A 25516-nucleotide genomic window follows, 5' to 3' on the forward strand; every position below is an offset into this window, starting at 1 on the left:
TACCTAGACAATTACCTGGGCTGGTTTCGTTCCCTGGACAACCACCACGCCAACTCTCGGGAAGCCGTCCTGGCCATGGCTCTTGGGAAATTTCCACATTTAACTGTGACATAGCCTCCAGAAACGGGTGAATGGTTTCGAACTGGGCGTGGACCAGCGCGATCTTTACCAGCGGGGGCAGGGGCGAAGTTGGGTCGTGGATAAATTGCTCCACTTGGCCCAGCAGCGCCGCGACGTTTTCTGCCGGCGGTGGCACAAAGACTGCATTGCCGGGGCGAGTGCCACCGATCCAGTTTTGCGAGCGTCGCAATTCGCCCGGTTGTTTGCCAGCGCCACGCGCACCACTGAGCAACAGGCGGTGGGCTTCGCACAGCAGGCGTGTGCTAATCGGCAAGCCCTTGGGGTCACGCAAATTGTCTTGCACGATACGAAAGGCGCGCAAGTAGTTGGTGACTTCTTCCACGTCGTCGGTGTTGCTGATGGTGAAGCCAGCTTCGTTGTCAAACAGGTCGGTCAGCGTTGCTTGTGTCCCTTCAATTTGAGAAGTCAGTAGTGCTTCCTTGCGGATAGCGCTGTAAAGCAGCCATTCGACGGATGGCACCAGACCGGTCACCCCGGACAAGCGCGCCAGTGCTACCTCGGCCTGATGGTTCAGCGTTGCAAAGGCCTCCGGTGCGAGCACCGGATTGGAGGGCGGCAAAGGGTAGGGTACAAATGCGCGGACCAATTCACCCAGGGTGGTGCAAGTGATGGTGGAGCCAGTGGTTCGTTGCATGGTTTAAAGGGTTATTGAATGTCGCCGACTTTAATTAAAGCATTCTTTAATCAATTGTGCTGGGATTAAAGTGTATGCCACGAACTTCGTGCAACACGAATTTCGTGTAAACTGCAATCAAGATGAAAAATGTCACCATCACCGTCGAAGACGCCACGCTTGAGTGGGTGCGTATTGAAGCGGCCAAGCGCAACACCAGCGTGTCGCGGCTGGTGGGAGAGATGCTCACCGACAAGATGCAATTTGACGATGCCTTTGCCCGCGCGCAGCGCGAATGGGTGGCAGATACCTCGGGGTTTGATTCGGGTGGCCGGGCCTACCCGCCGCGGGAGCCTGCCAATGGCTAGTGCGCTGCAGGCTTCTGGCCCCCTTGTTTTTGTGGACACCGGTGTGCTGCTGGCAGCAGATGACGCGCATGACGCCACTGCCCAGATTCGCGCCCGCGAATGGATGCAAGCCTTGTGGCAGCACAGGGCAGGGCGGGTGAGCACACAGGTACTCAATGCCTACTACGTGGCGGCGACCCAAATCTTTGGCATGCCGCAAGGTGATGCGCGCGCCAAGCTGCGCCGCCTGCAACTGTGGCAACCCTGGCAGGTGGACCAACGCACACTGGAAACCGCTTGGGGCGTGGAAGCCCGCTTCGGACTGCCCTACTGGGACGCGCTGATGGTGGCATCGGCCGCGCAAAGCGGTGCCAGCCATGTGCTCACCACAGCGCTGCCCCCGCAGCAGATTGACAGCGTCACCCTGCTCAACCCCTTTCTCATCACGCCTGCCGAGCTGGCGCTGGCAGACTAAAACAAGACTATCCACATGACGACTGGCAACACATCTTCTCCTGGTGCGGATTCCACTGTGAGCGCCTTGATCCAGCGCCGCATCCGCCAGGACGTGCAGTCCATGCACGCCTACGCGGTGCAAGACTCCGCTGGCATGGTCAAGCTCGATGCGATGGAAAATCCGCACCGCCTGCCCCCCGAGTTGCAAGAAGAGTTGGGTAAGCGTCTGGGCGCACTGGCCTTCAACCGCTACCCCGATGGCCGGGTAAACGACCTGCGCCGCGCGCTGGCAGCCCATGCCAACATGCCCGCGGGCTTTGACATCATGCTGGGCAACGGTTCGGATGAGCTGATCAGCCTGCTGGCCTTGGCCTGCGACGTGCCCGCGGCACCCGGCGGCAAAAAACCGGTGGTTTTGGCACCAGTGCCCGGTTTTGTGATGTACGCCATGAGCGCGCAATTGCAGGGGCTCGATTTTGTCGGCGTGCCTTTGACGGAAGACTTCGCGCTGGATGAGGCCGCCATGGTGGCCGCCATTGCCGAGCACCAGCCCGCGATCGTTTATCTGGCTTACCCCAACAACCCCACGGCTAACCTGTGGGACGCCGGCGCCATGGCGCGTGTGATTGCCGCAGCGGGTGCCGCGGGCAGCATTGTGGCGGTGGACGAGGCGTATCAGCCGTTTTCCAGCCGCACCTACCTGGACGTGATCCGCGCCAACCCAGCGGATAACGCCCATGTGCTGCTGATGCGCACCATGAGCAAGTTCGGTCTGGCGGGCGTGCGCATTGGTTACATGATGGGCAACCAAGAGCTGATCGCCCAGGTGGACAAGGTGCGCCCGCCCTACAACATCAGCGTGCTCAACTACGAATGCGCACTATTTGCGCTGGCGCATCAGGACGTGTTTGCCGCGCAAGCCGAGCAAATACGGGCGCAGCGCGCTATGCTTTTGATAGTGCTGCGCACCATGCCCGAGGTCAAGGCGTGGGACAGCGATGCCAATATGATCCTCGTCCGCATCCTGGCAAAGGGTGACGACGGGGGCGAAAAAGCCCAAAAAGTGTTCGACGGGCTCAAGGCGCGCGGCATTCTGGTCAAGAACGTTTCTAAAATGCACCCATTGCTGGCCAACTGTTTGCGCCTGACGGTCGGTACCGCCGACGAAAACCTGCAGTTGCTCACCGCCCTGAAAGAATCTCTATGACGAACTACCCGCTGACCGAAGTGCCTGTGATCGCAACCCCCCGCGTGGCGGAGGTCAACCGCAACACCGCCGAGACGCGCATTCGCGTCAAGGTCAATCTGGATGGCACTGGCCAGGCCCGCCTGTCCACCGGCATTGGCTTTTTCGACCACATGCTGGACCAGATTGCCCGCCATGGCCTGATCGACCTCGACATTGAAGCTGAGGGCGATTTGCACATTGACGGCCACCACACCGTGGAAGACGTGGGCATCACCCTCGGCCAGGCCGTGCACCAGGCCATTGGCGACAAGAAAGGTATCCGTCGCTACGGCCACGCCTACGTGCCGCTGGATGAAGCATTGTCACGCGTGGTGATCGACTTTTCGGGTCGCCCAGGTTTGGTGATGGACGTGCCGTTCAAGAGCGGCATGATCGGCGCCCTGGACACCCAGCTGGTGCACGAGTTTTTCCAGGGCTTTGTGAACCACGCCTTTGTGACGCTGCACATTGACAACCTCAAGGGCGAAAACGCCCACCACCAGGCGGAAACCGTCTTCAAGGCCTTTGCCCGTGCGTTGCGCGCTGCACTGGAGCTGGACCCGCGCGCGTTGGGTACCATCCCCTCCACCAAAGGCTCTCTGTAACGTTATGATACGAATCATGTGTCCAGCCCCCATTAATGATGCGCAAGCCGCTATGAAATTTGTAGCATGAAAAAGGTGGCGGTTGTGGACTACGGCATGGGCAATTTGCGCTCAGTCACCCAGGCCGTGATGCATGTGGCGGCCGACGCTGGCGTCGAGGTGGTCTGGGCCCGTACCCCGGCCGAGGTCATGTCCGCCGATCGGGTGGTGCTGCCCGGTCAAGGTGGCATGCGTGATTGCATGCACGAGTTGCATGAGTCCGGCATGTTCGGTGCCGTCATGCATGCCGCCGCCCACAAACCCCTGATGGGGGTGTGTGTGGGCATGCAAATGCTGCTGGACCACAGCGAAGAGTTGGACACACCGTGCTTGGGTCTGATACCCGGCGAGGTGGTCAAATTTGATTTGCAGGGCCAGATGCAGCCCGACGGCAGCCGCTACAAGGTGCCGCAAATGGGTTGGAATCAGGTCTACCAGGCGGGCCAGGGCACAGCAAGACACCCCGTGTGGGGTGATGTGCCGGACGGCAGCTACTTCTATTTTGTGCACAGTTACTACGCCCGACCGTCAGATGCACGCCACAGCGTCGGCGAGTCCGACTACGGCGCGCGTTTTTCTGCCGCCATTGCGCGCGATAATATTTTCGCTACCCAGTTTCACCCCGAAAAAAGTGCCGACCACGGTCTGGCTCTCTACCGCAACTTCCTCCACTGGAAACCCTGAAACCTATCGGTTCTCGCTGACACCATGCTTCTCATCCCCGCTATCGATTTAAAAGACGGTCACTGTGTGCGCCTCAAACAGGGCGATATGGACCAATCCACCACCTTTGGCGAAGACCCGGGCGTCATGGCCCGCAGTTGGGTGGACAAGGGTGCGCGCAGACTGCACCTGGTGGACCTGAATGGCGCATTCGCGGGGCACCCCAAGAACGAAATGGCCATTCGCAAGATTCTCAAGGCGGTGGGCAGCGAGGTGGACGTGCAGCTGGGTGGCGGTATCCGTGACCTGGACACCATCGAGCGCTATCTGGACGCCGGCCTGCGCTACGTCATCATCGGCACGGCGGCGGTTAAGAATCCCGGTTTTTTGCAGGACGCGTGCACCGCGTTTGGCGGCCACATCATCGTGGGTCTGGACGCACGCGATGGAAAAGTGGCGACCGATGGCTGGAGCAAACTTACCCGGCACGATGTCATCGACCTCGGCAAAAAGTTTGAAGACTACGGCGTCGAGTCCATCATCTATACCGATATTGGACGCGACGGCATGCTCAGCGGCATCAATGTCGAAGCCACGGTCAAGCTGGCCCAGGCGCTCACCATTCCGGTGATTGCATCCGGTGGTTTGAGCAATATGGCCGACATCGAAGCCCTGTGCGCCGTCGAAGACGACGGTGTGCAAGGCGTCATTTGCGGCCGCGCGATTTACAGCGGTGATCTGGATTTTGTCGCTGCGCAAGAGCGGGCTGATGAATTGAACGGCTGATGCTGGCCAAAAGAATTATTCCCTGTCTGGATGTGACCGGTGGCCGCGTGGTCAAAGGCGTCAACTTTGTCGAGCTGCGTGATGCCGGAGATCCGGTGGAAATTGCGGCGCGCTACAACGCGCAGGGCGCCGACGAACTCACCTTTCTGGACATTACCGCCACCAGCGACGGGCGCGACCTGATATTGCACATCATCGAGGCCGTGGCTTCGCAGGTGTTCATTCCCCTCACTGTCGGTGGCGGTGTGCGTGAAGTGGCCGATGTGCGTCGCCTGCTCAACGCCGGAGCGGACAAGGTGAGTTTCAATTCAGCGGCCATTTCCAACCCGCAGGTCATTGAAGATGCATCTGCCAAATATGGCGCGCAATGCATTGTGGTGGCCATTGACGCCAAACGCCGCTTTGGCGATGACATGATGGCGCGCGGAGAGGGATGGGACGTCTACAGCCATGGCGGGCGCAAAAACACCGGGCTGGATGCCGTGGCCTGGGCCACTGAGATGGCGCGCCGGGGCGCAGGCGAGATTCTGCTGACCAGCATGGACCGCGATGGCACCAAATCCGGCTTCGACCTGGCGTTAACCCGCGCGGTGAGTGATGCGATCAGTGTGCCGGTCATTGCCTCCGGCGGTGTGGGCACGCTCGAAGACTTGGCCAATGGCATCACCCTGGGTGGCGCCGACGCCGTGTTGGCCGCCAGCATCTTCCACTACGGTGAATTCACGGTGGGTCAGGCCAAGGCCTGCATGGCACAGCGCGGCATTCCGGTGCGAATGTAAGGTGTTTTAGGGCTCTAGCCCCCGTGGATGCTGCGCAAGCAGCTATCGATTCAATAGCAACTCCAAATCACCGACAATTCTCCGATGAACTGGCTGAACAACATTCGATGGGACGACAAAGGCCTGGTGCCGGTGATCGCCCAAGAGCAAGGCACGAACGACGTGCTGATGTTTGCGTGGATGAACCGCGAAGCCCTGCAAAAGACGGCCGAGCTGGGTCGCGCGGTGTATTTCAGCCGTTCGCGGGGCAAACTGTGGTTCAAGGGCGAAGAGTCCGGCCACGTGCAGACGGTGCATGAAATCCGCGTGGACTGCGATAACGACGTGATTTTGCTCAAGGTGACCCAGTTGGGGCACGAGCCTGGAATTGCGTGCCACACCGGGCGCCACAGCTGTTTCTTCAGCGTTTTGAAAGATGGAGTCTGGCAAAGTGTCGACCCGGTCTTGAAAGACCCGCAAAGCATCTACAAATAGGCCCATGACATCTACTGTGAACTCATCCGACGCGCTGGCGCGTCTGGCCGCCGTCATCGAGACGCGCAAGGTCGTCAACGGCGGTGACCCGGCTACCAGCTATGTCGCGCGCCTGTTGCACAAAGGCCCGGACGCTTTTCTGAAGAAGATTGGCGAGGAAGCGACCGAAGTCGTCATGGCGGCCAAAGACGCCGACCACGGTGGAGACAAGGCCAAACTGGTGGGCGAAGTGGCCGATTTGTGGTTTCACTGCATGATCGCACTAGCGCATTACGGGCTGACACCGGGGGATGTGGTTTCTGAACTGGAGCGCCGTGAAGGCACCAGCGGCATTGAAGAAAAAGCCATGCGCAAGGTGCTGGCGCGCGAAGAGGACTCCAAATGAACGACGATCAGACCAATCTTGAAAAATTAAAGTCGCTCAATACGGTGGGCACCATCAGCTATGTGCTGCATTTGATCGTAGCCATAGGCGCATTGGTTCCAGGTGGCCAGTTTGGCCCGATGTTATTGATCGTGGCGCTCGTCATCGATCTGGTGAAGCGCTCCGAGGCCGAGGGCACGTGGCATGCGTCGCATTTCCGGTGGCGTATTCGCACCGTGTTGATCGCCGGTGCGCTGTATCTGGTGACCGCGCCTTTGTGGCTTTTGTTGTTCGTGCCGGGGTGGATTGCCTGGACGGTGATTTCTGTCTGGTTCCTCTACCGTATTGTGAGTGGCATGGTTGCGATGAACAAAGGACTGCCCATGGAGACTGCGGCATGAATGCACCGGTAAAGGACCAAGCGAGCGATCACTCCAGCGATTGCCTGTTCTGCAAGATCGCCGCCGGCAAGATTCCGTCGCGCGTTGTGTACGAAGATGATGAACTTTTTGCTTTTCATGATATCCACCCTTGGGCGCCGGTGCATTTCCTGATTATTCCCAAGTTGCACCTCCCGTCCATGGCGCAAGTCAGTGCGGAGCACGTGGGGTTGATGGGGCGCATGATGGCGCTGGTGCCAAAGCTGGCGCTGCAGGAAGGCTGCAATCCGTACCCCGAGGGCGGATTTCGAATGGTGACCAATACGGGAGCCGAAGGCGGACAGGAAGTGAACCATCTGCACTTTCACGTGATGGGCGGGCCGCGTCCGTGGCTGCGCGGGTGAGGGTCTAAAATGTTGTTATTACCAAGGAGTTAGCCATGGGCTTTTCTACTACGCATCTGATTATTTTTCTGGTCATCATCATCGTGATCTTCGGAACCAAAAAACTCCGGAACATCGGATCTGACCTGGGCGGCGCCGTCAAGGGGTTCAAGGACGGCATGAAGGACGGTAGTACTACTGCGGAAAAAACCGCCGAGACGCCTCCTACGGCCATCGTGACGTCTGAAAAAACGGATGCCAAATCCACGATTGATGTTGAAGCAAAAATCAAGAGCTGATCACGGTTTCCCGTTGCAGTCCGTTCTGACAGAGCTTCTCCATGCTTGACATCGGCGTCACCAAGATCGCCATCATTGGCGCTATTGCTCTCGTTGTGATTGGCCCGGAGCGTCTGCCCGGGCTGGCACGTACGATCGGCACGCTGATGGGTCGTGCACGGGGCTATCTGGCGGACGTCAAAGCCGAGGTCAGCCGATCCATGGAGCTCGATGAGCTCCGGAAGATGAAAGACACCGTCGAAAGCGCGGCGCGGGATGTGGAGAACTCCATCCAGACCAGCGCCAGTGATTTCGAGAAAAGCTGGGCCGAGGCGACCGATACCGCATCGACTCCCTCGTTGGGCGATTCTTCGCTCGGCGTCCCGCAATACCGGCATCCCAAAAAGAACTGGCGTCTGAAACAGGGGGCAACCCCTCACTGGTACAAGGCGCGCGCGGGTGTGCGTACCAAGGCGCTATCGGGTGCCGCACGCGTTGCCCGGTTCCGCCCTCAAAAAATGAACTGATGGCCGATAACAAAACTCCCCCAGACGACCTCGGCGGAACAGAGCAACCATTCGTTCATCACCTGATGGAGTTGCGCGACCGTTTGCTGTATTGCATATACGGTGTTGGTGCCATCTTTGCCGTGCTGGCGTTTTTCCCCGGCCCTTCGCATTTGTATGACCTGATGGCCATGCCATTGGTCAAATCCTTACCCGAAGGTTCCCGCATGATTGCGGTGGGCGTCGTGTCACCGTTTCTGGTGCCTATCAAGGTAACCGTTCTGGCCGCTTTTGGCTTGGCGCTTCCTTGGGTGCTGTACCAGGTTTGGGCTTTTGTGGCGCCCGGTTTGTACAAGCATGAAAAGAAGCTGGTCATGCCGCTGGTGGTTGCCAGTACGCTGTTGTTTTACACCGGAGCGGCTTTTTGCTACTTCTTTGTTTTTGGGCAGGCTTTTCCGGCCATTCAGCGGATGGCACCTTCATCCGTGGCTGTCAGTCCGGATATTGATGCGTATCTGGACTTCGTGATCACGATGTTCATCGCCTTTGGCGTGGCATTCGAGGTGCCTATTGCCGTGGTGATTTTGGCGCGCATGAATCTGGTGACAGTGGCCCAATTGAAGTCATATCGTGCCTATTTCGTGGTGGGTGCAGCAGCCGTTGCCGGAGTGGTGACGCCACCTGATCCGGTGTCCATGCTGGCCCTGCTGGTGCCCATGTGCCTTTTGTATGAAATTGGCATCTGGTCCGCGCAGATCTTCATCAAACACACACAGGCGCCACCGGAAGAGGCGCCGGCTGGTCAGCCCTAGTCGGTTCTAGCCACGCGGAAGATAAATGCCGCGAGCCCCCGCTGGATATGGCTGGGGTGCTATGAAAATAATAGTTAACGATCGACCTGCCGGGGTTTCGGACGCACGCCGGGGGTGACCTCCAGTTCCAGGGGCTGGTTCTTGCGCTCAATGGAAAAGCGCGAAGGCGTTCCCGGCTTGAGCGCTGAAACCTGCGCCAGCAACTGGGTTACATCGACAACCGGCTGGTTCGCAATCTGAACGATGACATCTCCTGGGCGAATACCAGCCTGGGCCGCAGGGCCGTTCTGGAGCACGCCGGTAATGATGACACCGCGCTTGGTCTTGACGTCAAACGTTTCTGCCAGCTCGGGTGACAAGTCGTTGGGCTCCACGCCAATCCAGCCGCGGGTGATTTGTCCGTCTTTCACAATTCCCTCCAACACCAGTTTGGCGGTGGACACCGGAATGGCGAAGCCAATGCCCATATTGCCGCCTGAACGCGAGTAAATGGCGGTGTTGATTCCCAACAGGTTGCCATTGATATCGACCAGCGCACCGCCGGAGTTACCAGGGTTGATAGCGGCATCGGTCTGAATGAAATTTTCGAATGTGTTGATTCCCAGCTGGTTGCGGCCCAACGCACTGACGATGCCACTGGTGACGGTTTGACCCACGCCAAAGGGGTTTCCAATGGCCAAAACCCGGTCTCCCACCTGCGCGGCGTCCGAATTACCCAGCACGATGACCGGGAGCTTGTCGAGTTCAATTTTGAGAATGGCCAGGTCCGTGTCTGGATCGGTGCCAATGATCTTGGCGCGGGCACTTCGGCTGTCGTTCAGCACGACTTCGATTTCGTCAGCACCATCAACCACATGGTTGTTGGTCAGGATATAGCCGCTAGGGCTCACGATCACGCCGCTGCCCAAGCCTGCCTGGGGTTCGTTTCCTTGTTCTCCGAAGAAAAACTTGAACCAGGGGTCATTGCTATTGGGGTTCTTGCGCGCGGCCTTGCTGGTGTTAATGCTCACCACCGCGGAGGAGGCCTTCTGCGCTGCGATGCGATAACTGCCCGGAGGCACGTCGCCGGGATTTACGGCGGGCGCTTCAATGAGCGCAATGGCGCCAGATAGCGAGGTGTTGTGCCCGACCCATTGGGGTTTGAGCGTGGCGACGACAAAGTACGCCGCCAACAGCACCGTAGCGGTTTGGGAAAAAAGCAGCCAGAGTCTTTTCATTGGATTTCCAGATGGGGCTGCATGCACAGTTTGCAACCGTTAGCGAAATTGTAGGCGGCATGGCTTGCCGCGGTACATTTGCAGGTCTTACATGGCCAGCTACCCAACCATCATTCATATCCAGCCACAGGCGCCCACAAAACCGCTGGAGGGCGCTGCATGCAACGGATGCGGCGTTTGCTGCCTTGCTGAGCCCTGCCCGTTGGGCGTGATGCTGTCGGGTCAGCGCAGAGGCGCTTGCAGGGCGCTGCACTGGCAAGAGGCGAGCCACCAATACCGGTGTGGCGCAATAGTCACCCCGCAGGAGACTCTGGAGCGTTCTCTGCCACACGCCCTGCGCTGGCTGGCAAGACCGACGGCACCATTGCTGCGTAGTCTCGCGTTACGGTGGATTGCAGCGGGCGTGGGTTGTGACAGCAGTCTCGAACCGGCACCTATGGCGGCGGCGACCATGGCCGACTCCCTTGACTTCTCCGATGATGCGAAGGCCACTACCCATGATTGATCGCCAGGAATTGCAGGTCTCGTTGGATGCTTTGCTTCAACCCGAGCGTTTCAAAGACTATTGCCCCAACGGCTTGCAGGTCGAGGGTGTCCAGCAGGTGAGAAAGATCGTCTCCGGCGTGACCGCCAGCCTGTCCCTGATTGAATCCGCTATAGCGGCCGGAGCGGACACGATTTTTGTGCACCACGGACTGTTCTGGCGGGGATATGACGGCCGGGTGACTGGATGGCTGCGCAAGCGACTGGCGCTTTTGCTGGCGAACAACATCAATCTCTTTGCTTACCATTTGCCGCTGGATGCACACCCGGAAATGGGCAATAACGCGCAGCTGGGAATCCTGTTGGGATTGCAGCCGACAGGGCGGTTTGGAGAGCAGGAATTGGGCTGGCTGGGGGTGCCGGCGATGGCTGGTTTGGCTGATTCCGCGGGAGAAGTCGAGCCTGCATTTGCCGATGCGCAGGCGCTTGCGGGTCACGTAGAGCGAGTCTTGGGTCGATCCGTACTCCTGGTGCCGGGAAAGTCGGGTCCGGTGCGGCGCGTCGCTTGGTGTACCGGGGGGGCGCAAAACTATTTTGAGGCTGCCATCGCCGCTGGCGCGGACGCGTTCATCACCGGAGAGATTTCCGAACCCCAAGCCCATCTCGCTAGGGAGTGTGGCGTCTCGTTTCTTGCTTGCGGGCACCATGCCACGGAGCGATATGGCGCCCCCGCGGTCGCTGCCCATGTTGCCGAACGGTTCGGGCTGGAGCACACTTTCATTGATATTGACAACCCCGCCTGAGCGGGGTGACTTGCAACGCACCATGAAACAAGAAATCGACAGCTTGGAGCCGCTAGCCATCACCATGGGCGATGCGGCAGGAATCGGCCCGGAAATTATTGCGAAGGCTTTTCGCGAACAGCCGGCACTGTTGCGCGGGTGTTTTGTTGCGGGTGATGTCGGCACCATGCGCCGCGCGGCAAGCGTTGTCGTGCGAGCCGGTCAAATTGCACTGCCTGTGGCGGTGATCACGTCTCCCGCACAGGCGATGGATGTACCGCCCCACTGCATTGCAGTTCTGCAGGTCGCAGAGGCGCTGGCGCCAGTGGGTTGGGGAAGGGTCAGCAAGGTTGCGGGTGCCTTTGCCGGGCAATGTGTCCTCTGGGGGGCAGACGCCGCGCTCAGTCGGCAGGTGTGCGCCATCGTGACGGCTCCTCTGCATAAGGAGGCGCTCTCAGCTGCTGGCGACCCTTATGACCGGTTTCCCGGCCATACAGAGATGTTGCAGGACCGGGCGGCGCGCCACCTGGGAAAGTCCGTATCAGACGTGCCCGTCCGCATGATGCTGGCCAATGACGAGTTGCGGACGGTGCTGGTGAGTATCCATATGTCATTGCGGGATGCGATTGAGGCAGTGACTTTCGAAAACGTCCTGCAGACTGTGCGAATTACCCATGCCGCTTTGTCACGGATTCTGGGGCGGGTGCCGCGCATTGCCCTGGCAGGACTCAACCCGCATGCGGGCGAAGGAGGCTTGTTTGGCAGAGAAGAACTCGACATCATCAGCCCAGCGATCCATGCGGCGAGCCAGGAGGGCTGCGATGTCAGTGGTCCCTGGGCGCCCGATACGATTTTCATGCGCGCACGTCTGAAGCCTGGAGTGGCCAGCGAATTCGATGTGGTGGTAGCCATGTACCACGATCAGGGGTTGATACCCGTCAAATACCTGGGTGTGGAAAAAGGCGTCAACGTCACCTTGGGTTTGCCGCTGGTGCGCACCAGTCCGGACCACGGAACGGCGTTTGATATAGCTGGATCTGGGCTCGCCGATGCGTCCAGTCTTCTGGAGGCGATCCGGGTTGCGCGTGCGCTTTCTGCCGGGGCGCACGCATAAAAAAACCCGCAGTAGCAAAACGGCGGGTTTCGTAATCAGCTCCAAGTGGCTTATTTCTTCAGGCTATCGCGAATTTCGCGCAACAAAATCACATCTTCCGGAGTGACCACCGGTGCTGCTGGCGCAGCAGGAGCCTCTTTCTTCAACCGGTTCATCTGTTTGATCATCAAGAAGATGATGAACGCCAATATGGCAAAGTTGACCGCAACCGTAATGAAGTTACCGTAGGCAAACACCGGAACGCCGGCTTTTTTCAGATCAGCGAGCGTTGCACCCGTACCCGCCGGGACTTGGCCCAGAACCACGAATAAATTTGAAAAATCGAGCTTGCCGAAGATCATGCCAACCACCGGCATGATCAGGTCAGCAACGACCGAGTCAACAATCTTGCCAAAAGCGCCGCCAATGATGACACCTACAGCTAGGTCCATCACATTGCCTTTAACGGCAAATTCCTTAAATTCCTGCATCATTCCCATGGTCACATCCTCCTGTAAGTTGAAAGATCACGAGTATCTCTGACAATAATCATCGGTCAAGCGCGCGATCTCAGGCGCAGCGGTATTAATCCACACTTTGCCCGTCGGCTACAATGACGGCTTCCCCTAGTAGTGATGTTCATTGAGGATTCTCATGAGTGAAACCCTTGTCGACACCCAGAAGTTCGACTCCAGTAAGCGAACCTGGTTGATCGCGTCCACCTGCGCTGGCGCGGTTGGCGTTGGCGCTGTGGCTGTGCCTTTTGTCAGTACATTTCAACCGTCGGAGCGAGCCAAAGCGGCTGGCGCAGCGGTAGAAGTGGATATTTCCGGTTTGAAGCCGGGTGAGAAAGTCACTGTGGAGTGGCGTGGCAAACCCGTGTGGATTCTGCGTCGTACGCCGGAGCAACTGGCTTCGCTTTCCAAGGACACCAATCAGTTGGCAGACCCAGAGTCCAAGCGCAAGCCTGACGAATTTACCCCCGTCTATGCGCGAAACGAAGGTCGCTCAATCAAGCCAGAGTTTTTCATTGCGGTGGGTATTTGCACGCACTTGGGATGCTCTCCTTCGGACAAGTTTCAGCCGGGCCCGCAGGCCTCATTGCCGAACGACTGGCTAGGTGGCTTCCTGTGCCCTTGCCATGGTTCTACCTTTGATTTGGCTGGACGGGTTTTCAAGAACAAGCCCGCGCCAGACAACCTTGAGGTGCCTCCGCACATGTACCTGTCCGACAGCAAGGTGCTGATCGGTGAAGACAAGAAAGCCTGAGGAAAATAGACATGGCTGATTTCAAGGAAGTTTCCCCCAACGCGTCGGCAGGTGCGAAGCTCACCAATTGGTTTGAGAATCGTTTGCCCACGGCATTTGACGCTTACCGCGTACACATGTCGGAGTACTACGCGCCCAAGAATTTCAATTTTTTCTATATCTTTGGTTCTTTGGCCATGTTGGTTCTGGTCATTCAGATCGTGACTGGTATTTTCCTTGTGATGCATTACAAGCCTGACGCCGCCTTGGCGTTTGGTTCGGTTGAATACATCATGCGGGATGTGCCGTGGGGCTGGTTGATTCGCTATATGCACTCCACCGGTGCGTCCATGTTCTTTGTGGTTGTTTATCTCCACATGTACCGTGGTTTGATTTATGGCAGTTACCGTAAACCGCGCGAATTGGTGTGGATCTTCGGTTGCGCGATTTTCCTGTGCTTGATGGCTGAAGCTTTCATGGGCTATTTGCTGCCGTGGGGGCAGATGAGCTATTGGGGCGCGCAGGTTATCGTGAATCTGTTTGCTGCCGTGCCATTCGTTGGTCCGGATCTGGCTTTGCTGATCCGCGGTGATTATGTGGTTGGTGACGCGACGTTGAACCGCTTCTTCAGCTTCCACGTGATCGCTGTGCCACTGGTTTTGCTGGGCTTGGTGGTTGCCCACTTGATGGCCCTGCATGATGTGGGTTCCAACAACCCGGATGGAATCGAGATCAAGGCCACCAAGGGACCCGACGGCGTACCTCTGGACGGAATTCCGTTTCACCCTTATTACTCGGTGCATGATATTTTTGCTGTATGCATGTTCCTGATGGTCTTCTCCGCCATCATTTTCTTTGCGCCGGAGTTCGGTGGCTATTTCCTGGAGTACAACAACTTCATACCTGCTGATCCACTGCAGACACCGTTGCACATTGCACCGGTCTGGTACTTCACGCCGTACTACTCCATGTTGCGTGCTATCACCGGCGAAATGGTGTATGTCCTGATTGCCTGCGTGCTGGGTGGGGCTCTGCTGAGCGTCGTCAAGTTCAAGATGCCCGCCATCTTCAAAGGTGTGATTTTGGGTGGTGCTGCGGTCGTAGTGGCGATGATGCTTTCGATTGACGCAAAATTCTGGGGTGTGGTCGCCATGGGTGGCGCCGTCGTTATATTGTTCTTCCTGCCTTGGCTGGACAACTGCGCGGTCAAATCAATTCGTTACAGGCCAGACTGGCACAAATACATGTACGGTGTTTTTGTGATCAATTTCGTCATCCTGGCTTATCTGGGTACGCAACCACCTTCGGCTATCGGAGAGCGAGTGTCGCAGGTCGGCACCTTGTTCTATTTTGGATTTTTCCTCCTGATGCCTTGGTGGAGTCGTTTGGGTCACACCAAGCCGGTGCCGACCCGTGTCAATTTCACTGCACACTGAGAGCCGGAGATTACGCACATGAAAAAAATACTGTTGACTCTGATTGCGGCTCTGGGCTTTGTGGTGAGCGCCCAAGCCGCTACCGGCGGCATCGCCTGGGACAAGGCGCCGAACAAAACCAATGATTTGGCCGCCCTGCAAAATGGCGCTAAGTTATTCGTCAATTACTGCTTAAACTGCCACTCTGCAGCTTTCATGCGCTTTAATCGCCTGAAAGACATTGGGCTGTCCGAGCAGCAGATTAAAGACAATCTGCTCTTCACGACGGAAAAAGTTGGTGAAACCATGAAGTCGGCAATCGATCCACGTCAAGCCAAGGCTTGGTTTGGTGCCAATCCACCTGACTTGACAGTGATTGCGCGTTCGCGTTCAGCGGCCGGCATGGGAACTGGTTCTGACTATATCTATACCTACTTGAGAACTTTTTACCCGGATGACACAAAAGCAACCGGATGGAATAATTTGGCATTCCCCAATGTGAGCATGCCACACGCCTTGTGGGAGTTGCAAGGAAAACGGGCACCTGTGTATGAAACCATAACTGAGCACGGCCACGAGGTGCACATCTTCAAGGGCTGGGAGCAATTGGCCCCTGGAACCATGACACCAGCACAATACGACTTGGCGGTGGGTGACTTGGTGAGCTACATGCAATGGATGGCGGAACCAGCCCAAAACAACCGGATCCGCGTAGGTTTTGGAGTCATGCTCTTCTTGCTGGTGATGACATTCTTTGCGTGGCGTCTCAATGCGGCGTACTGGAAAGACATCAAGTAATAGGTTCTTGTGCGATCAGGTTGCTTGCCCTGAGGTAGGCAGCTTGATGGCTTCGGAGTGGGTTCGCTTTGAGCAACCCACTCTTTTTAATTTTTAGGAGTCTTTCGCCATGATGGTTCTGTATTCAGGAACAACTTGCCCCTTTTCCCACCGCTGCCGGTTTGTCTTGTTTGAAAAAGGCATGGATTTCGAGATCCGCGATGTGGACTTGTACAACAAGCCCGAGGACATCAACGTCATGAATCCTTATGGACAGGTTCCCATTTTGGTGGAACGTGACCTGATTCTTTATGAGTCGAACATCATCAATGAATATATTGACGAGCGTTTTCCGCATCCCCAGTTGATGCCTGGTGATCCTGTTGACCGCGCGCGGGTGCGACTGTTCTTGCTCAACTTTGAAAAAGAACTTTTTGTGCATGTTTCAACTCTTGAAGCACGGACTTCCAAGGGCAATGAGAAGGCACTTGAGAAAGCGCGTGCCCATATTCGTGATCGTTTGACCCAGTTGGCCCCGGTATTTCTGAAAAACAAATACATGCTGGGTGATAATTTTTCCATGCTGGATGTGGCTATTGCACCGTTGCTCTGGCGCCTTGATTTTTATGGCATCGATCTCAGTAAGAATGCCGCGCCGTTGTTGAAGTATGCCGAGCGGATATTCTCGCGTCCTGCGTATATCGAAGCATTGACGCCGTCGGAAAAAGTGATGCGGAAGTAATTTTTTTCGCACCCTGCCATGATTGATGCAAGAGACTCCAGTTCAACACGCCCGTATCTGATCCGGGCGTTGTACGAGTGGTGCACGGACAACGGTTTTACTCCGTTTATTGCGGTGCTCGTCGATGATTCGGTGCGGGTTCCCAACGAGTTCGTTAAAGACGGTGAAATCGTGTTGAATGTCAGTTTTGATGCGACGAGTTCCCTCAATCTCGGTAATGAATTCATCGAGTTCAAGGGCCGTTTTGGAGGGGTTGCCCGGGATATCCTGGTGCCCGTAGATCGGGTGTTGGCTATCTACGCTCGTGAAAATGGTCAGGGCATGGCATTTCCAATGTTAGCCACCGCTGGTGGTGGGCCACGCGGCGCGCATCCGGTGGAGCCCAAGGCGACCACTTTGGCCAGTGTTGTCAGTCCGCCTGATGATGGTGGGACTGGTGCGCCGCGTCCGTCGGGCGCGGGGAAGCCATCACTAACGCGTATCAAATAATTGGATTTTCTTTGGCGTGCGCCGTTGAGGTGCAATCGCTGATGTAAAATTTGAGACGTGCCGATTTAGCTCAGTTGGTAGAGCAACCGCCTTGTAAGCGGTAGGTCATCAGTTCGAATCCGATAATCGGCACCATTTCTCGCGCACTGCTGCATCCTTCAATTGGAAGGATGCGATGTTTGAACCTTAAGTCGAATCGCGCTGACTTCCCATCCCTTGGCTCTCAGATGTGATTCCAGGGAGGGCAAGATCTGGCGGACTTTTGCGGCAACAGCGTTGTTGTCAAGTATCAGACACCAGACAGTTCCTTCAATGGGGCCTGCTCTGACGGCAGATCGCAGTGCTGCCGGAATAAGTGTTTCAATGGCTTTTAGTCGTGCAAATGACTCGGTTGCAAGGTCTGCCAGACGAGATAGCGTCGGCGACTCCTGCGTGGCCTGCAGCAGTGTTATTGAGTGATTTCGACGGTTCATGACCTGATATTTGCGTGGAGGGTTCTCAGTGCAATTGATTATCACGGATACGTGGCTCGCTAAAAGTCGCGCTTTTCATTTGAGCGGCACCAAGCTCATCCTGGCCCTCCTTGGCCTTTCATTTGGTTTGATGCTGATATCAGCGGGCCTCTACCACTGGGTGTTTGTCAAAGGCGCACGCGAGGGCTGGCCAGTGATTGGGTCGCTGGTGAAACTGGTGGTGAAGGATGAGTTTGCCCAGCGAGACCGTTTCATGCGTGAAAACATTGAAGTCATGGCAAAAAGCGTCGGTGAAATGCAGGCGAAGATGCTGCAACTGGAGTCTCTTGGTGAACGTGTTTCCGGTTTGGCAGGGGTCAACCCAGCGGATATAAAGATCAAGCCCGGGCAAGGTGGAATGCTGGTGCCGGGTCGGGACTTGTCGATGGAAGAATTGCAGATCACTTTGCAGCAACTGGACCAGTTGGCAGGTCAGCGTACTGACCTTATGGCGGTGATGGAAAGTCGTTTGTTTGAGCAAAAAATCAGGAACATGATGGTTCCGACGCAGACGCCGGTTGTCAATGCCAACTTGGGCTCTGTGTTTGGTTGGCGCATTGATCCCATCACGGGGAGATCGGCTTTGCACACGGGACTCGACTTCCCCGCGATGCCAGGCACCGCCATCCATGCTGCGGCTGGCGGCGTGGTCGTCACACAGGAATTTCATCCCGAGTACGGCAACATGATCGAAGTGGATCACGGCAATGACTTGATCACCCGCTATGGACACGCATCTCGGGTGTATGTAAAAAAAGGCGACTTAATCAAACGGGGGCAACGGATCGCGGAAGTGGGCAACACTGGGCGGTCCACCGGATCGCATCTCCATTTTGAAGTGCTGGTGCAGGGCGTCCCCCAGGATCCGCAAAAGTTTCTCAATGCAGGCAAAAATCTGACTGTTGGTCAGGTGGCGCAAGGCAAGTCGCCATCGTTGGCGACGGCAGCAAACCAAAAAATAGCATCTGGTCTCCTACCTCCCGGGCAACGGTAAAATCACCACTTTGGCTTTTCTGGTGTCGGCCTGTCCCTTGATTGGGGCTGGAATTCACAGGAATGGCCCCATCTTATCCAGACTAGAAAAAAGGACTGCGCTGTTCTGTGAGCCCATGTGGGACACAGGCCCGTCTTGCATTCATGGCCATCAACATACTTACCAAAATCTTCGGCAGTCGCAACGATCGCTTGCTCAAACAGTATCGAGTCGGGGTTGCGCGCATCAATGCGCTGGAGGCCCAGTTTGAGACGCTGACCGACGACGGGCTGCGCGCCAAAACACAAGAATTCAAAGACCGTTTGGTCAAGGGTGAATCGCTTGATGACATCCTGCCCGAAGCCTTCGCCGTTGTGCGGGAGGGATCAAAACGGGTAATGAAGATGCGTCACTTTGACGTCCAGTTGCTGGGCGGTATGTCACTGCACAACGGGAAAATTTCCGAAATGGGAACCGGTGAAGGTAAAACCCTGACCGCTACTTTGCCTGTTTACCTGAATGCTTTGACGGGTAAAGGGGTGCATGTGGTGACGGTGAATGACTACCTTGCCAGCCGTGATGCACGCTGGATGGGGCGTCTCTACAACTTTCTGGGTTTGACAGTGGGCATTAACTTGCCGCAAATGCCCCGAGAGGAAAAGCAGGCAGCCTACAGTGCGGATATTACCTACGGAACCAATAACGAGTACGGTTTCGACTACTTGCGTGACAACATGGTTTATGAAGTGGCAGACCGCGTGCAGCGCGGGCTGAACTACGCCATCGTGGACGAGGTTGATTCCATTCTGATTGATGAGGCGCGTACTCCGCTCATCATCAGTGGTCAGGCCGAAGACCACACCGAAATGTACCTGGCCATCAACAAGGCGATACCTGCACTGGAGTTGCAGGAAGGTGAGGCCGATCCCCGAACAGGCGAGGGCGTAACCAAGCCAGGTGACTTTACCCTGGATGAGAAGACCCACCAGGTTTTCCTGACCGAGCAAGGGCACGAAAGCGCAGAACGCATTTTTGCGGAAATGGGATTGATCCCTTCCGGCTCATCTTTGTATGACCCCTCGAACATCACCCTGATGCATCACCTGTATGCCGCATTACGGGCGAACCACCTGTATCACCGGGACCAGCACTATGTGGTGCAGCAGGGGGAAATCATCATCGTCGACGAGTTTACTGGGCGCCTGATGACGGGGCGCCGCTGGAGCGACGGATTGCACCAGGCGGTGGAGGCCAAGGAAGGTGTTGCCATTCAGGCAGAAAATCAGACGCTGGCGTCCATCACGTTTCAGAACTACTTCCGCCTGTACGGCAAGTTGGCGGGCATGACCGGTACAGCAGACACCGAAGCTTACGAGTTTCAGGAAATCTATGGTCTGGAGACCATTGTTATGCCTCCCAACCGCGTCAGCCGCCGGGAAGACCAACTCGATCGCATTTATAAAACCACGCGCGAGAAGTACGAGGCTGCAATCCAGGACATCCGGGAATGCTATGAGCGGGGACAACCGGTGTTGGTAGGTACGACGTCGATCGAGAATTCAGAAATTATTTCCCAATTGCTCGACAAGGAAAAGCTGCCCCATCAAGTGCTCAATGCCAAGCAGCATGCGCGTGAGGCGGAAATCGTGGCTCAGGCAGGCAGATCCAAAATGATCACCATTGCTACCAACATGGCAGGTCGGGGCACCGACATCGTGTTGGGCGGTAGCCTGGAGAAAGCGATCGAAGCAGTGGAGACCGACGACACGCTGGATGCAGCGGCCCAGCAGCAGCAAATTGTGGATTTGCGCACCCAGTGGTCCGTCGAGCATGAAAAGGTGAAGGCGCTCGGCGGCTTGCGGATCATTGCAACCGAGCGGCACGAGTCACGCCGCATCGACAATCAGTTACGCGGTAGGTCGGGCCGCCAGGGTGACCCCGGGTCTTCGCGCTTCTACTTGAGCCTGGACGATGCACTGATGCGCATTTTTGCGGGTGACCGGGTTAAAGCCATCATGGATCGGCTGAAAATGCCCGATGGCGAAGCTATTGAAGCGGGCATCGTGACGCGCAGCATTGAAAGTGCACAGCGCAAGGTGGAAGCCCGCAACTTTGACATGCGTAAGCAGTTGCTGGAATACGACGACGTCTCCAACGATCAGCGCAAGGTGATCTACCAGCAGCGCAATGCAATTTTGGATGCCCAGGACTTGAGTGCTCAAATTGCTTCGCTGCGCGAGGGGTGCTTTCATGACCTGGTACATCAGTACATTCCAGACGAATCGGTCGAGGAGCAGTGGGACGTCCAGGGGCTGCAAAAGGTACTCGCGGATGAGTGGCAGATAGATCTGGACCTGCAAAAGCAGGTGCAGGCGGCCGATGCCATTACGGATGGGGATTTGTTGGTCACGGTGACCGAAGCGGCACACGCCTTATTCAAGTCAAAGGTTGAACACGTTGGAACAGAGAATTTCACCCAGTTTGAACGGATGGTCCTGCTCCAAAGCATTGACAGCCATTGGCGCGACCATTTGAGTTCACTGGACTATTTGCGACAAGGCATCCACCTTCGGGGCTATGCCCAAAAGCAGCCCAAACAGGAATACAAGCGCGAGGCCTTTGAGCTATTTGGGCAGTTGCTGGACTCGGTGAAGAACGACGTTACCAAAGTGTTGATGACGGTAAAAATCCAGTCCAATGAGCAGCTTGAGCAAGCGGCTGATGCCATGGAAAGTCGTGGCGAGAGCATTGCCAATGTGACTTACAGCGCGCCGACAGAGACGGGCGAAGTGGAAACTACCGTAGACCTGGAAACCGTGCGCGACGCCTCGCTGGCGGCTGCGGATCAGGTGCCCCGGGTTGGACGCAATGACCCTTGTCCCTGTGGCAGTGGAAAAAAATACAAGCAATGCCACGGAAAACTGGCCTGAAAGACAACGATGCCCGTCAATTTGCCCGCTCCGGATCCTGACACACTGTTTCCTATCGCCGGTGTTCGCATTGGCGTAACTGAAGCAGGAGTACGTAAAGTGGGTCGCAAGGACCTGACGGTGGTATTGCTGGATGAGGGCGCTTCTGTGGCGGGCGTGTTTACCACCAATCGGTTTTGTGCAGCGCCCGTGCAGATTTGTCGTCAGCATCTGGCGAGCGGGCAGGGTATTCGGGCCATGCTGATCAATACAGGCAATGCCAATGCCGGCACCGGTGCCGATGGTTTAGCGCGGGCCCGCAGCACCTGTTCTGCGCTTGCGCAGCAGTTACGTATCACGATTGAGCAGGTTTTGCCGTTTTCGACGGGCGTGATCATGGAGCCGCTGCCAATTGATCAAATCGAGGCCGGCCTGGCTTCTGCCATAGCTGACGCAAAGCCCGAAAACTGGTTGCGTGCTGCCGAAGGCATCATGACCACCGATACGGTGCCCAAGGCCTTTGGCGCCAAAGTCGCCATCGGAGGCAAGTCGGTGTGCATCACCGGCATCAGCAAAGGTGCGGGCATGATCCGCCCCAACATGGCTACCATGCTGGGCTTCATTGCCACTGACGCATGCGTGAGTCAGTCAGTGATGCAGGCGCTGGCACTGGAGCTGGCAGAGGGGTCTTTCAACCGTGTCACGGTGGATGGTGACACTTCTACCAATGACTCGCTGGTGATCATCGCGTCCAACAAGGCGGGTAACGCTGTGGTTGACTCGTTGACGAGTCCAGAGGGGGTAGCTCTGAAAATGGCCATGCTGGGCGTGGCCCGGAATCTGGCCCAAGCCATTGTCAGAGATGGTGAGGGCGCGACCAAGTTCATCGCCATTCAGGTGGAGGGTGGCCGTGACGCTGGTGAGTGTCGCAAGGTCGCCTATGCCATTGCGCATTCCCCACTGGTCAAAACTGCATTTTTTGCCAGCGACCCGAACTTGGGGCGTATCTTGGCTGCCGTCGGCTACGCCGGTATCGACGATCTGGAGCAGAGTGGTATTGAGCTCTTTCTGGACGATGTGCACGTGGCTACGCGGGGCGGTCGCAATCCGGCTTACCGGGAAGAAGACGGACAACGGGTCATGAAACAAAATGAAATTACCGTGCGGGTAGTGCTGGGGCGTGGCACTGCCGCCGACACCGTGTGGACATGTGACCTGAGTCACGACTATGTGACCATTAACGCCGACTACCGTTCTTGACTCGATATGAATGATCCTTTGATCGCGTTTCTGGCGCGTGCCGAAAAGTTGATGGAGCGCATTGAGTCCGCGCTGCCTCACACGCTCGAGCAGCCGGACTGGAATGCATCGATTGCCTTTCGCTACCGCCGTCGTTCCTCGGGGCAGGGTGTCATGTCAGCGGTGCGCCATATTGGCGCCATCAGTCTCGATGATCTCAGGGAAATTGATATCCAAAAGGAAAAAATTCAGCGCAATACCGAGCAGTTTGTCCGTGGCTTGCCCGCCAATAATGTATTGCTCACGGGATCACGAGGCACCGGAAAGTCGTCACTGATTCGCGCATGTCTGCATACTTACGCTGCGCAAGGCCTTCGATTGATCGAGGTTGATAAATCCGAGCTGGTCGATTTGCCGGATATCGTTGATCTGGTCGCCCCGCGGCCGGAAAAATTCATTGTCTTTTGTGATGACCTGAGCTTTGACGAAGGCGAGCCGGGTTACAAGGCTTTGAAATCGGTGCTGGATGGTTCTGTGTCGGCCGCAACCGCCAATGTGCTGGTCTACGCTACCAGCAATCGCCGCCATCTCTTGCCTGAATACATGGCCGAAAACCTGAGCTACACCCACACCGCAGATGGTGAGGTGCATCCCGGTGAGGTGGTTGAAGAGAAAATCTCCCTGTCGGAGCGTTTTGGCTTGTGGGTAAGCTTTTACCCGTTCAATCAGGATGAGTATTTGCAGATTGTTGCCCAGTGGCTCTCAGCATTGGGTGTTGACGCTGCGCAGATTACAGCTGCCCGCCCTGAGGCACTGGTCTGGGCGTTGGAGCGTGGGTCACGCAGTGGACGTGTGGCTTGGCAATTTGCTCGGGATTTCACGGGGCGTCAGTCCAGCGCGCTATGACCGGCCGTTTGCTTGTTGCCGACCCGGAATCGGCCCGCCAAGGCGGTACGGACAGGGCCGTGGTGGACGTGGCCGTCGGTGTGCTGCTGCGTGAGGACAAGAGTTTTCTATTGACATCACGTCCTGCTGGCAAAGCCTATGCAGGTTACTGGGAGTTTCCAGGGGGTAAGCTTGAGGCCGGTGAAACCGTTGAGCAGGCGTTGCGACGGGAATTGCAGGAAGAGCTCGGTATCGAAATCGGTGACGCCGTACCCTGGAAAGTCGAAATGGTCGACTATCCGCACGCACTGGTTCGCCTTCATTTCTGCAAAGTGATTAAGTGGTCTGGTGCGTTGCAGATGCGAGAGGAACAGTCTTTCGCTTGGGCTCAATTGCCGGTGCACGTGAGTCCTGTTTTATCTGGAATCGTACCGGTTCTGCAATGGCTCGCACAAGAGCGACAGTACATTGGTGCTACACATTTCATAGCTTCCAACGCATAGTCTGCGCGGGCTAGGAGTGTGGGCGGTAGAAGCTAGGGTTCTCCCCAGCAACGCCAATTGAGGTGGCGCGTTAATTGAGGATGAGCACAAGCTACGTTCCATATTTACCCGGTCAGCAATACCTGATGCCTTGTTCGCTGGAGGAATGGTTGCCGCAGGGTCACCTGGCGTACTTCATCAGCGACACCGTGGACAGCCTGAACCTGAGCGCCTTTCATGCGCGTTACGCCGGCGGTGGTTCGCGCAACCAGCCGTTTCATCCGGCCATGATGGTCAAGGTTTTGATTTACGGTTACGCCACCGGCGTCTTCAGCTCGCGCAAGATTGCCAAGAAGCTGCACGAGGATGTGGCGTTTCGGGTGCTGAGCGCGGACAACTTTCCGGCACATCGCACGATCCGCGAATTCCGCGCGTTGCACCTGAACGAGTTCACTGAACTGTTTGTCCAGGTCGTTCGCCTGGCACGTGAGATGGGACTGGTCAAGCTGGGCACCATCGCTGTGGACGGCACCAAGATCAAAGCCAACGCCAGCCGCAACAAGGCCATGAGTTACGGACGCATGCAGTCGGCTGAGATCGAGCTCAAAGCGCAGATCACGGCATTGGTAAAAAAGGCGGCCAGCACCGACGAGGCCGAGAAGAACGAACCCGACCTGGATATCCCAGCCGAGATCGAACGCCGGCAAGCGCGCCTGGCTGCGATTGAAGCGGCCAAGGCCCGTTTGGAGGAACGTCAACGTCAAAGCGATACACAGCGCGGACGCACCGCTGACGATGAACGCAAGCCCAAGGACAAGGATGGCAAGCCCAAAGGGGGCAAGCCCTATCAGCGTGACTTCGGCGTCCCTGCGCCCAAGGCACAGGACAGTTTTACCGATCCCGAGTCGCGCATCATGAAGCGCGCCGGTGGCGGGTTTGACTACAGCTACAACGCGCAAACCGCAGTGGATGAGACCGCACACATCATCGTGGCAGCCGAAGTCGTCAACACAAGTTCGGATGTACAGCAACTGCCTATGGTGCTGAGCGCAGTCAAGGCGAACACGGGCGCGGTAGCCGCGCAAGCCTTGGCAGACGCGGGCTACCGCAGCGAGGCTGTGATGGCCGAGTTGGCAATCGCCCAGCCCGATACCGAGTTGGTCATCGCCTTGGGGCGTGAGGGCAAGGTTCTTGCCAAGCCCAGGGATGCGCAGCGCTACCCCCACACGGTGGCGATGGCGGCCAAGTTCGAAAGCGAGCAATGCAAAAGGGACTACCGCAAACGCAAGTGGATTGCTGAACGTAAGCGCGCGGCAAACCCATCTTGTTGGAGGCGGCAATAGTTGGGAGCATGGTGTCCACTTCAATAAGGTGGACACGTGCACACTTCAGTCATTCAATTACCCGGTGCTGGCC

The 25516-nt window shown here is 56.8% G+C and carries 30 protein-coding genes, 1 tRNA gene and 3 pseudogenes; 30 read left to right on the forward strand and 4 right to left on the reverse strand.

Translation table 11 applies throughout. The features are described from left to right. Positions 1–114, forward strand: a pseudogene (locus AC097W_RS20640) (IS1595 family transposase); the annotation flags it as partial. Between the two features lie 61 nt (positions 115–175). Here AC097W_RS20640 and AC097W_RS20645 read toward each other — a convergent pair. Continuing rightward, positions 176–775, reverse strand: a pseudogene (locus AC097W_RS20645) (Fic family protein); the annotation flags it as partial. 122 nt (positions 776–897) lie between these two features. On the opposite strand from AC097W_RS20645, the gene AC097W_RS20650 reads away from it, so the two are divergent. The 14 genes from AC097W_RS20650 (at position 898) to tatC (ending at position 8854) form a co-directional block, all read left to right on the forward strand. Next, a complete protein-coding gene (locus AC097W_RS20650; RefSeq protein ID WP_479604516.1) occupies positions 898–1122 on the forward strand; it encodes a CopG family transcriptional regulator in 225 nt (74 codons plus the stop codon). Next, entirely contained in the window at positions 1115–1576 is a 462-nt protein-coding gene (locus AC097W_RS20655) for a PIN domain-containing protein (RefSeq protein ID WP_479604517.1), read from the forward strand. Before AC097W_RS20650 ends, AC097W_RS20655 begins: the two co-directional genes overlap by 8 nt. 15 nt (positions 1577–1591) lie before the next feature. Beyond that, complete coding sequence (hisC, locus tag AC097W_RS20660; RefSeq protein WP_479604518.1) at positions 1592–2764, forward strand: histidinol-phosphate transaminase; 1173 nt, start codon at positions 1592–1594, stop codon at positions 2762–2764. After that, positions 2761–3390: an imidazoleglycerol-phosphate dehydratase HisB gene (hisB, locus tag AC097W_RS20665; protein ID WP_479604519.1), complete on the forward strand. Its 630-nt coding sequence runs from the start codon at positions 2761–2763 to the stop codon at positions 3388–3390. The genes hisC and hisB overlap by 4 nt, the downstream gene beginning before the upstream one ends. A 66-nt stretch (positions 3391–3456) precedes the next feature. After that, positions 3457–4113, forward strand: coding sequence for an imidazole glycerol phosphate synthase subunit HisH (hisH, locus tag AC097W_RS20670; RefSeq protein WP_479604520.1), 657 nt, complete (start codon positions 3457–3459; stop codon positions 4111–4113). A gap of 24 nt (positions 4114–4137) precedes the next feature. Next, entirely contained in the window at positions 4138–4878 is a 741-nt protein-coding gene (gene hisA, locus AC097W_RS20675) for a 1-(5-phosphoribosyl)-5-[(5-phosphoribosylamino)methylideneamino]imidazole-4-carboxamide isomerase (RefSeq protein WP_479604521.1), read from the forward strand. Beyond that, a complete protein-coding gene (gene hisF, locus AC097W_RS20680) occupies positions 4878–5657 on the forward strand; it encodes an imidazole glycerol phosphate synthase subunit HisF (RefSeq protein ID WP_479604522.1) in 780 nt (259 codons plus the stop codon). Before hisA ends, hisF begins: the two co-directional genes overlap by 1 nt. 84 nt (positions 5658–5741) lie before the next feature. After that, on the forward strand, positions 5742–6131 hold the full coding sequence (gene hisI / locus AC097W_RS20685) for a phosphoribosyl-AMP cyclohydrolase (protein ID WP_479604523.1): 390 nt from the start codon (positions 5742–5744) through the stop codon (positions 6129–6131). A 4-nt stretch (positions 6132–6135) separates the two neighbouring features. Continuing rightward, on the forward strand, positions 6136–6516 hold the full coding sequence (locus AC097W_RS20690; protein ID WP_479604524.1) for a phosphoribosyl-ATP diphosphatase: 381 nt from the start codon (positions 6136–6138) through the stop codon (positions 6514–6516). Beyond that, entirely contained in the window at positions 6513–6896 is a 384-nt protein-coding gene (locus AC097W_RS20695; RefSeq protein ID WP_479604525.1) for a DUF4870 family protein, read from the forward strand. Before AC097W_RS20690 ends, AC097W_RS20695 begins: the two co-directional genes overlap by 4 nt. Further along, on the forward strand, positions 6893–7279 hold the full coding sequence (locus AC097W_RS20700; RefSeq protein ID WP_479604526.1) for a histidine triad nucleotide-binding protein: 387 nt from the start codon (positions 6893–6895) through the stop codon (positions 7277–7279). The genes AC097W_RS20695 and AC097W_RS20700 overlap by 4 nt, the downstream gene beginning before the upstream one ends. Before the next feature lie 35 nt (positions 7280–7314). Further along, a complete protein-coding gene (gene tatA, locus AC097W_RS20705; protein ID WP_479604527.1) occupies positions 7315–7557 on the forward strand; it encodes a Sec-independent protein translocase subunit TatA in 243 nt (80 codons plus the stop codon). A gap of 41 nt (positions 7558–7598) precedes the next feature. Next, positions 7599–8063: a Sec-independent protein translocase protein TatB gene (gene tatB / locus AC097W_RS20710; RefSeq protein WP_479604528.1), complete on the forward strand. Its 465-nt coding sequence runs from the start codon at positions 7599–7601 to the stop codon at positions 8061–8063. Beyond that, the gene (tatC, locus tag AC097W_RS20715; protein WP_479604529.1) at positions 8063–8854 is read left to right on the forward strand and encodes a twin-arginine translocase subunit TatC; all 792 of its coding nucleotides are present in this window, start codon (positions 8063–8065) and stop codon (positions 8852–8854) included. The genes tatB and tatC overlap by 1 nt, the downstream gene beginning before the upstream one ends. Positions 8855–8928: 74 nt before the next feature. Here tatC and AC097W_RS20720 read toward each other — a convergent pair whose 3' ends face one another. Next, positions 8929–10071 (reverse strand): S1C family serine protease, encoded by a 1143-nt coding sequence (locus AC097W_RS20720; protein ID WP_479604530.1) that lies wholly within the window; start codon positions 10069–10071, stop codon positions 8929–8931. A gap of 91 nt (positions 10072–10162) precedes the next feature. On the opposite strand from AC097W_RS20720, the gene AC097W_RS20725 reads away from it, so the two are divergent. From AC097W_RS20725 to pdxA, 3 genes are read left to right on the forward strand one after another with little or no spacing between them, the layout of a single operon-like run. Further along, positions 10163–10576 carry a hypothetical protein gene (locus tag AC097W_RS20725; protein WP_479604531.1) on the forward strand — a complete coding sequence of 138 codons (414 nt, stop codon included), beginning with the start codon at positions 10163–10165 and terminating at the stop codon, positions 10574–10576. After that, complete coding sequence (locus AC097W_RS20730) at positions 10569–11357, forward strand: Nif3-like dinuclear metal center hexameric protein (RefSeq protein ID WP_479604532.1); 789 nt, start codon at positions 10569–10571, stop codon at positions 11355–11357. The genes AC097W_RS20725 and AC097W_RS20730 overlap by 8 nt, the downstream gene beginning before the upstream one ends. Before the next feature lie 22 nt (positions 11358–11379). After that, positions 11380–12450 (forward strand): 4-hydroxythreonine-4-phosphate dehydrogenase PdxA, encoded by a 1071-nt coding sequence (gene pdxA, locus AC097W_RS20735; RefSeq protein ID WP_479604533.1) that lies wholly within the window; start codon positions 11380–11382, stop codon positions 12448–12450. A 50-nt stretch (positions 12451–12500) separates the two neighbouring features. On the opposite strand, the gene mscL is transcribed toward pdxA, so the two are convergent. Then, the gene (gene mscL, locus AC097W_RS20740; RefSeq protein WP_479604534.1) at positions 12501–12929 is read right to left on the reverse strand and encodes a large conductance mechanosensitive channel protein MscL; all 429 of its coding nucleotides are present in this window, start codon (positions 12927–12929) and stop codon (positions 12501–12503) included. 154 nt (positions 12930–13083) lie between these two features. On the opposite strand from mscL, the gene petA reads away from it, so the two are divergent. The 6 genes from petA (at position 13084) to AC097W_RS20770 (ending at position 17235) form a co-directional block, all read left to right on the forward strand. Continuing rightward, complete coding sequence (petA, locus tag AC097W_RS20745) at positions 13084–13698, forward strand: ubiquinol-cytochrome c reductase iron-sulfur subunit (protein WP_479604535.1); 615 nt, start codon at positions 13084–13086, stop codon at positions 13696–13698. A gap of 11 nt (positions 13699–13709) precedes the next feature. After that, positions 13710–15113: a cytochrome b gene (locus AC097W_RS20750; RefSeq protein ID WP_479604536.1), complete on the forward strand. Its 1404-nt coding sequence runs from the start codon at positions 13710–13712 to the stop codon at positions 15111–15113. A gap of 18 nt (positions 15114–15131) precedes the next feature. Beyond that, positions 15132–15890: a cytochrome c1 gene (locus tag AC097W_RS20755; protein WP_479604537.1), complete on the forward strand. Its 759-nt coding sequence runs from the start codon at positions 15132–15134 to the stop codon at positions 15888–15890. Between the two features lie 109 nt (positions 15891–15999). Then, positions 16000–16611 (forward strand): glutathione S-transferase N-terminal domain-containing protein, encoded by a 612-nt coding sequence (locus tag AC097W_RS20760; protein WP_479604538.1) that lies wholly within the window; start codon positions 16000–16002, stop codon positions 16609–16611. An 18-nt stretch (positions 16612–16629) separates the two neighbouring features. Beyond that, positions 16630–17100: a ClpXP protease specificity-enhancing factor gene (locus AC097W_RS20765; protein ID WP_479604539.1), complete on the forward strand. Its 471-nt coding sequence runs from the start codon at positions 16630–16632 to the stop codon at positions 17098–17100. A 59-nt stretch (positions 17101–17159) separates the two neighbouring features. After that, positions 17160–17235, forward strand: a tRNA-Thr gene (locus AC097W_RS20770). Between the two features lie 23 nt (positions 17236–17258). On the opposite strand, the gene AC097W_RS20775 is transcribed toward AC097W_RS20770, so the two are convergent. Continuing rightward, entirely contained in the window at positions 17259–17573 is a 315-nt protein-coding gene (locus AC097W_RS20775) for a hypothetical protein (RefSeq protein WP_479604540.1), read from the reverse strand. A gap of 28 nt (positions 17574–17601) precedes the next feature. Between AC097W_RS20775 and AC097W_RS20780 the strand changes: the two genes are divergently transcribed. The 6 genes and pseudogenes from AC097W_RS20780 to AC097W_RS20805 form a co-directional block, all read left to right on the forward strand. Next, positions 17602–18606, forward strand: coding sequence for a M23 family metallopeptidase (locus AC097W_RS20780; RefSeq protein WP_479604541.1), 1005 nt, complete (start codon positions 17602–17604; stop codon positions 18604–18606). Between the two features lie 143 nt (positions 18607–18749). Then, a complete protein-coding gene (secA, locus tag AC097W_RS20785) occupies positions 18750–21515 on the forward strand; it encodes a preprotein translocase subunit SecA (protein ID WP_479604542.1) in 2766 nt (921 codons plus the stop codon). Between the two features lie 9 nt (positions 21516–21524). Further along, entirely contained in the window at positions 21525–22754 is a 1230-nt protein-coding gene (gene argJ, locus AC097W_RS20790; protein WP_479604543.1) for a bifunctional glutamate N-acetyltransferase/amino-acid acetyltransferase ArgJ, read from the forward strand. 6 nt (positions 22755–22760) lie between these two features. After that, complete coding sequence (locus tag AC097W_RS20795; RefSeq protein ID WP_479604544.1) at positions 22761–23639, forward strand: ATP-binding protein; 879 nt, start codon at positions 22761–22763, stop codon at positions 23637–23639. Continuing rightward, on the forward strand, positions 23636–24121 hold the full coding sequence (locus AC097W_RS20800) for an NUDIX domain-containing protein (RefSeq protein WP_479604545.1): 486 nt from the start codon (positions 23636–23638) through the stop codon (positions 24119–24121). The genes AC097W_RS20795 and AC097W_RS20800 overlap by 4 nt, the downstream gene beginning before the upstream one ends. 80 nt (positions 24122–24201) lie before the next feature. Further along, positions 24202–25401: pseudogene (locus tag AC097W_RS20805) on the forward strand (IS1182 family transposase); the annotation flags it as partial. Positions 25402–25516: the final 115 nt, after the last annotated feature.

Source organism: Rhodoferax sp. GT1R46 (genome assembly GCF_056521285.1).

What these genes read in the sequence shown, in the direction of transcription:
- AC097W_RS20650 (WP_479604516.1), top strand. Translation starts at nt 898, where the DNA reads ATGAAAAATGTCACCATCACCGTCGAAGACGCCACGCTTGAGTGGGTG.
- AC097W_RS20655 (WP_479604517.1), top strand. Translation starts at nt 1,115, where the DNA reads ATGGCTAGTGCGCTGCAGGCTTCTGGCCCCCTTGTTTTTGTGGACACC.
- hisC (WP_479604518.1), top strand. Translation starts at nt 1,592, where the DNA reads ATGACGACTGGCAACACATCTTCTCCTGGTGCGGATTCCACTGTGAGC.
- hisB (WP_479604519.1), top strand. Translation starts at nt 2,761, where the DNA reads ATGACGAACTACCCGCTGACCGAAGTGCCTGTGATCGCAACCCCCCGC.
- hisH (WP_479604520.1), top strand. Translation starts at nt 3,457, where the DNA reads ATGAAAAAGGTGGCGGTTGTGGACTACGGCATGGGCAATTTGCGCTCA.
- hisA (WP_479604521.1), top strand. Translation starts at nt 4,138, where the DNA reads ATGCTTCTCATCCCCGCTATCGATTTAAAAGACGGTCACTGTGTGCGC.
- hisF (WP_479604522.1), top strand. Translation starts at nt 4,878, where the DNA reads ATGCTGGCCAAAAGAATTATTCCCTGTCTGGATGTGACCGGTGGCCGC.
- hisI (WP_479604523.1), top strand. Translation starts at nt 5,742, where the DNA reads ATGAACTGGCTGAACAACATTCGATGGGACGACAAAGGCCTGGTGCCG.
- AC097W_RS20690 (WP_479604524.1), top strand. Translation starts at nt 6,136, where the DNA reads ATGACATCTACTGTGAACTCATCCGACGCGCTGGCGCGTCTGGCCGCC.
- AC097W_RS20695 (WP_479604525.1), top strand. Translation starts at nt 6,513, where the DNA reads ATGAACGACGATCAGACCAATCTTGAAAAATTAAAGTCGCTCAATACG.
- AC097W_RS20700 (WP_479604526.1), top strand. Translation starts at nt 6,893, where the DNA reads ATGAATGCACCGGTAAAGGACCAAGCGAGCGATCACTCCAGCGATTGC.
- tatA (WP_479604527.1), top strand. Translation starts at nt 7,315, where the DNA reads ATGGGCTTTTCTACTACGCATCTGATTATTTTTCTGGTCATCATCATC.
- tatB (WP_479604528.1), top strand. Translation starts at nt 7,599, where the DNA reads ATGCTTGACATCGGCGTCACCAAGATCGCCATCATTGGCGCTATTGCT.
- tatC (WP_479604529.1), top strand. Translation starts at nt 8,063, where the DNA reads ATGGCCGATAACAAAACTCCCCCAGACGACCTCGGCGGAACAGAGCAA.
- AC097W_RS20720 (WP_479604530.1), bottom strand. Translation starts at nt 10,071, where the DNA reads ATGAAAAGACTCTGGCTGCTTTTTTCCCAAACCGCTACGGTGCTGTTG.
- AC097W_RS20725 (WP_479604531.1), top strand. Translation starts at nt 10,163, where the DNA reads ATGGCCAGCTACCCAACCATCATTCATATCCAGCCACAGGCGCCCACA.
- AC097W_RS20730 (WP_479604532.1), top strand. Translation starts at nt 10,569, where the DNA reads ATGATTGATCGCCAGGAATTGCAGGTCTCGTTGGATGCTTTGCTTCAA.
- pdxA (WP_479604533.1), top strand. Translation starts at nt 11,380, where the DNA reads ATGAAACAAGAAATCGACAGCTTGGAGCCGCTAGCCATCACCATGGGC.
- mscL (WP_479604534.1), bottom strand. Translation starts at nt 12,929, where the DNA reads ATGGGAATGATGCAGGAATTTAAGGAATTTGCCGTTAAAGGCAATGTG.
- petA (WP_479604535.1), top strand. Translation starts at nt 13,084, where the DNA reads ATGAGTGAAACCCTTGTCGACACCCAGAAGTTCGACTCCAGTAAGCGA.
- AC097W_RS20750 (WP_479604536.1), top strand. Translation starts at nt 13,710, where the DNA reads ATGGCTGATTTCAAGGAAGTTTCCCCCAACGCGTCGGCAGGTGCGAAG.
- AC097W_RS20755 (WP_479604537.1), top strand. Translation starts at nt 15,132, where the DNA reads ATGAAAAAAATACTGTTGACTCTGATTGCGGCTCTGGGCTTTGTGGTG.
- AC097W_RS20760 (WP_479604538.1), top strand. Translation starts at nt 16,000, where the DNA reads ATGATGGTTCTGTATTCAGGAACAACTTGCCCCTTTTCCCACCGCTGC.
- AC097W_RS20765 (WP_479604539.1), top strand. Translation starts at nt 16,630, where the DNA reads ATGATTGATGCAAGAGACTCCAGTTCAACACGCCCGTATCTGATCCGG.
- AC097W_RS20775 (WP_479604540.1), bottom strand. Translation starts at nt 17,573, where the DNA reads ATGAACCGTCGAAATCACTCAATAACACTGCTGCAGGCCACGCAGGAG.
- secA (WP_479604542.1), top strand. Translation starts at nt 18,750, where the DNA reads ATGGCCATCAACATACTTACCAAAATCTTCGGCAGTCGCAACGATCGC.
- argJ (WP_479604543.1), top strand. Translation starts at nt 21,525, where the DNA reads ATGCCCGTCAATTTGCCCGCTCCGGATCCTGACACACTGTTTCCTATC.
- AC097W_RS20795 (WP_479604544.1), top strand. Translation starts at nt 22,761, where the DNA reads ATGAATGATCCTTTGATCGCGTTTCTGGCGCGTGCCGAAAAGTTGATG.
- AC097W_RS20800 (WP_479604545.1), top strand. Translation starts at nt 23,636, where the DNA reads ATGACCGGCCGTTTGCTTGTTGCCGACCCGGAATCGGCCCGCCAAGGC.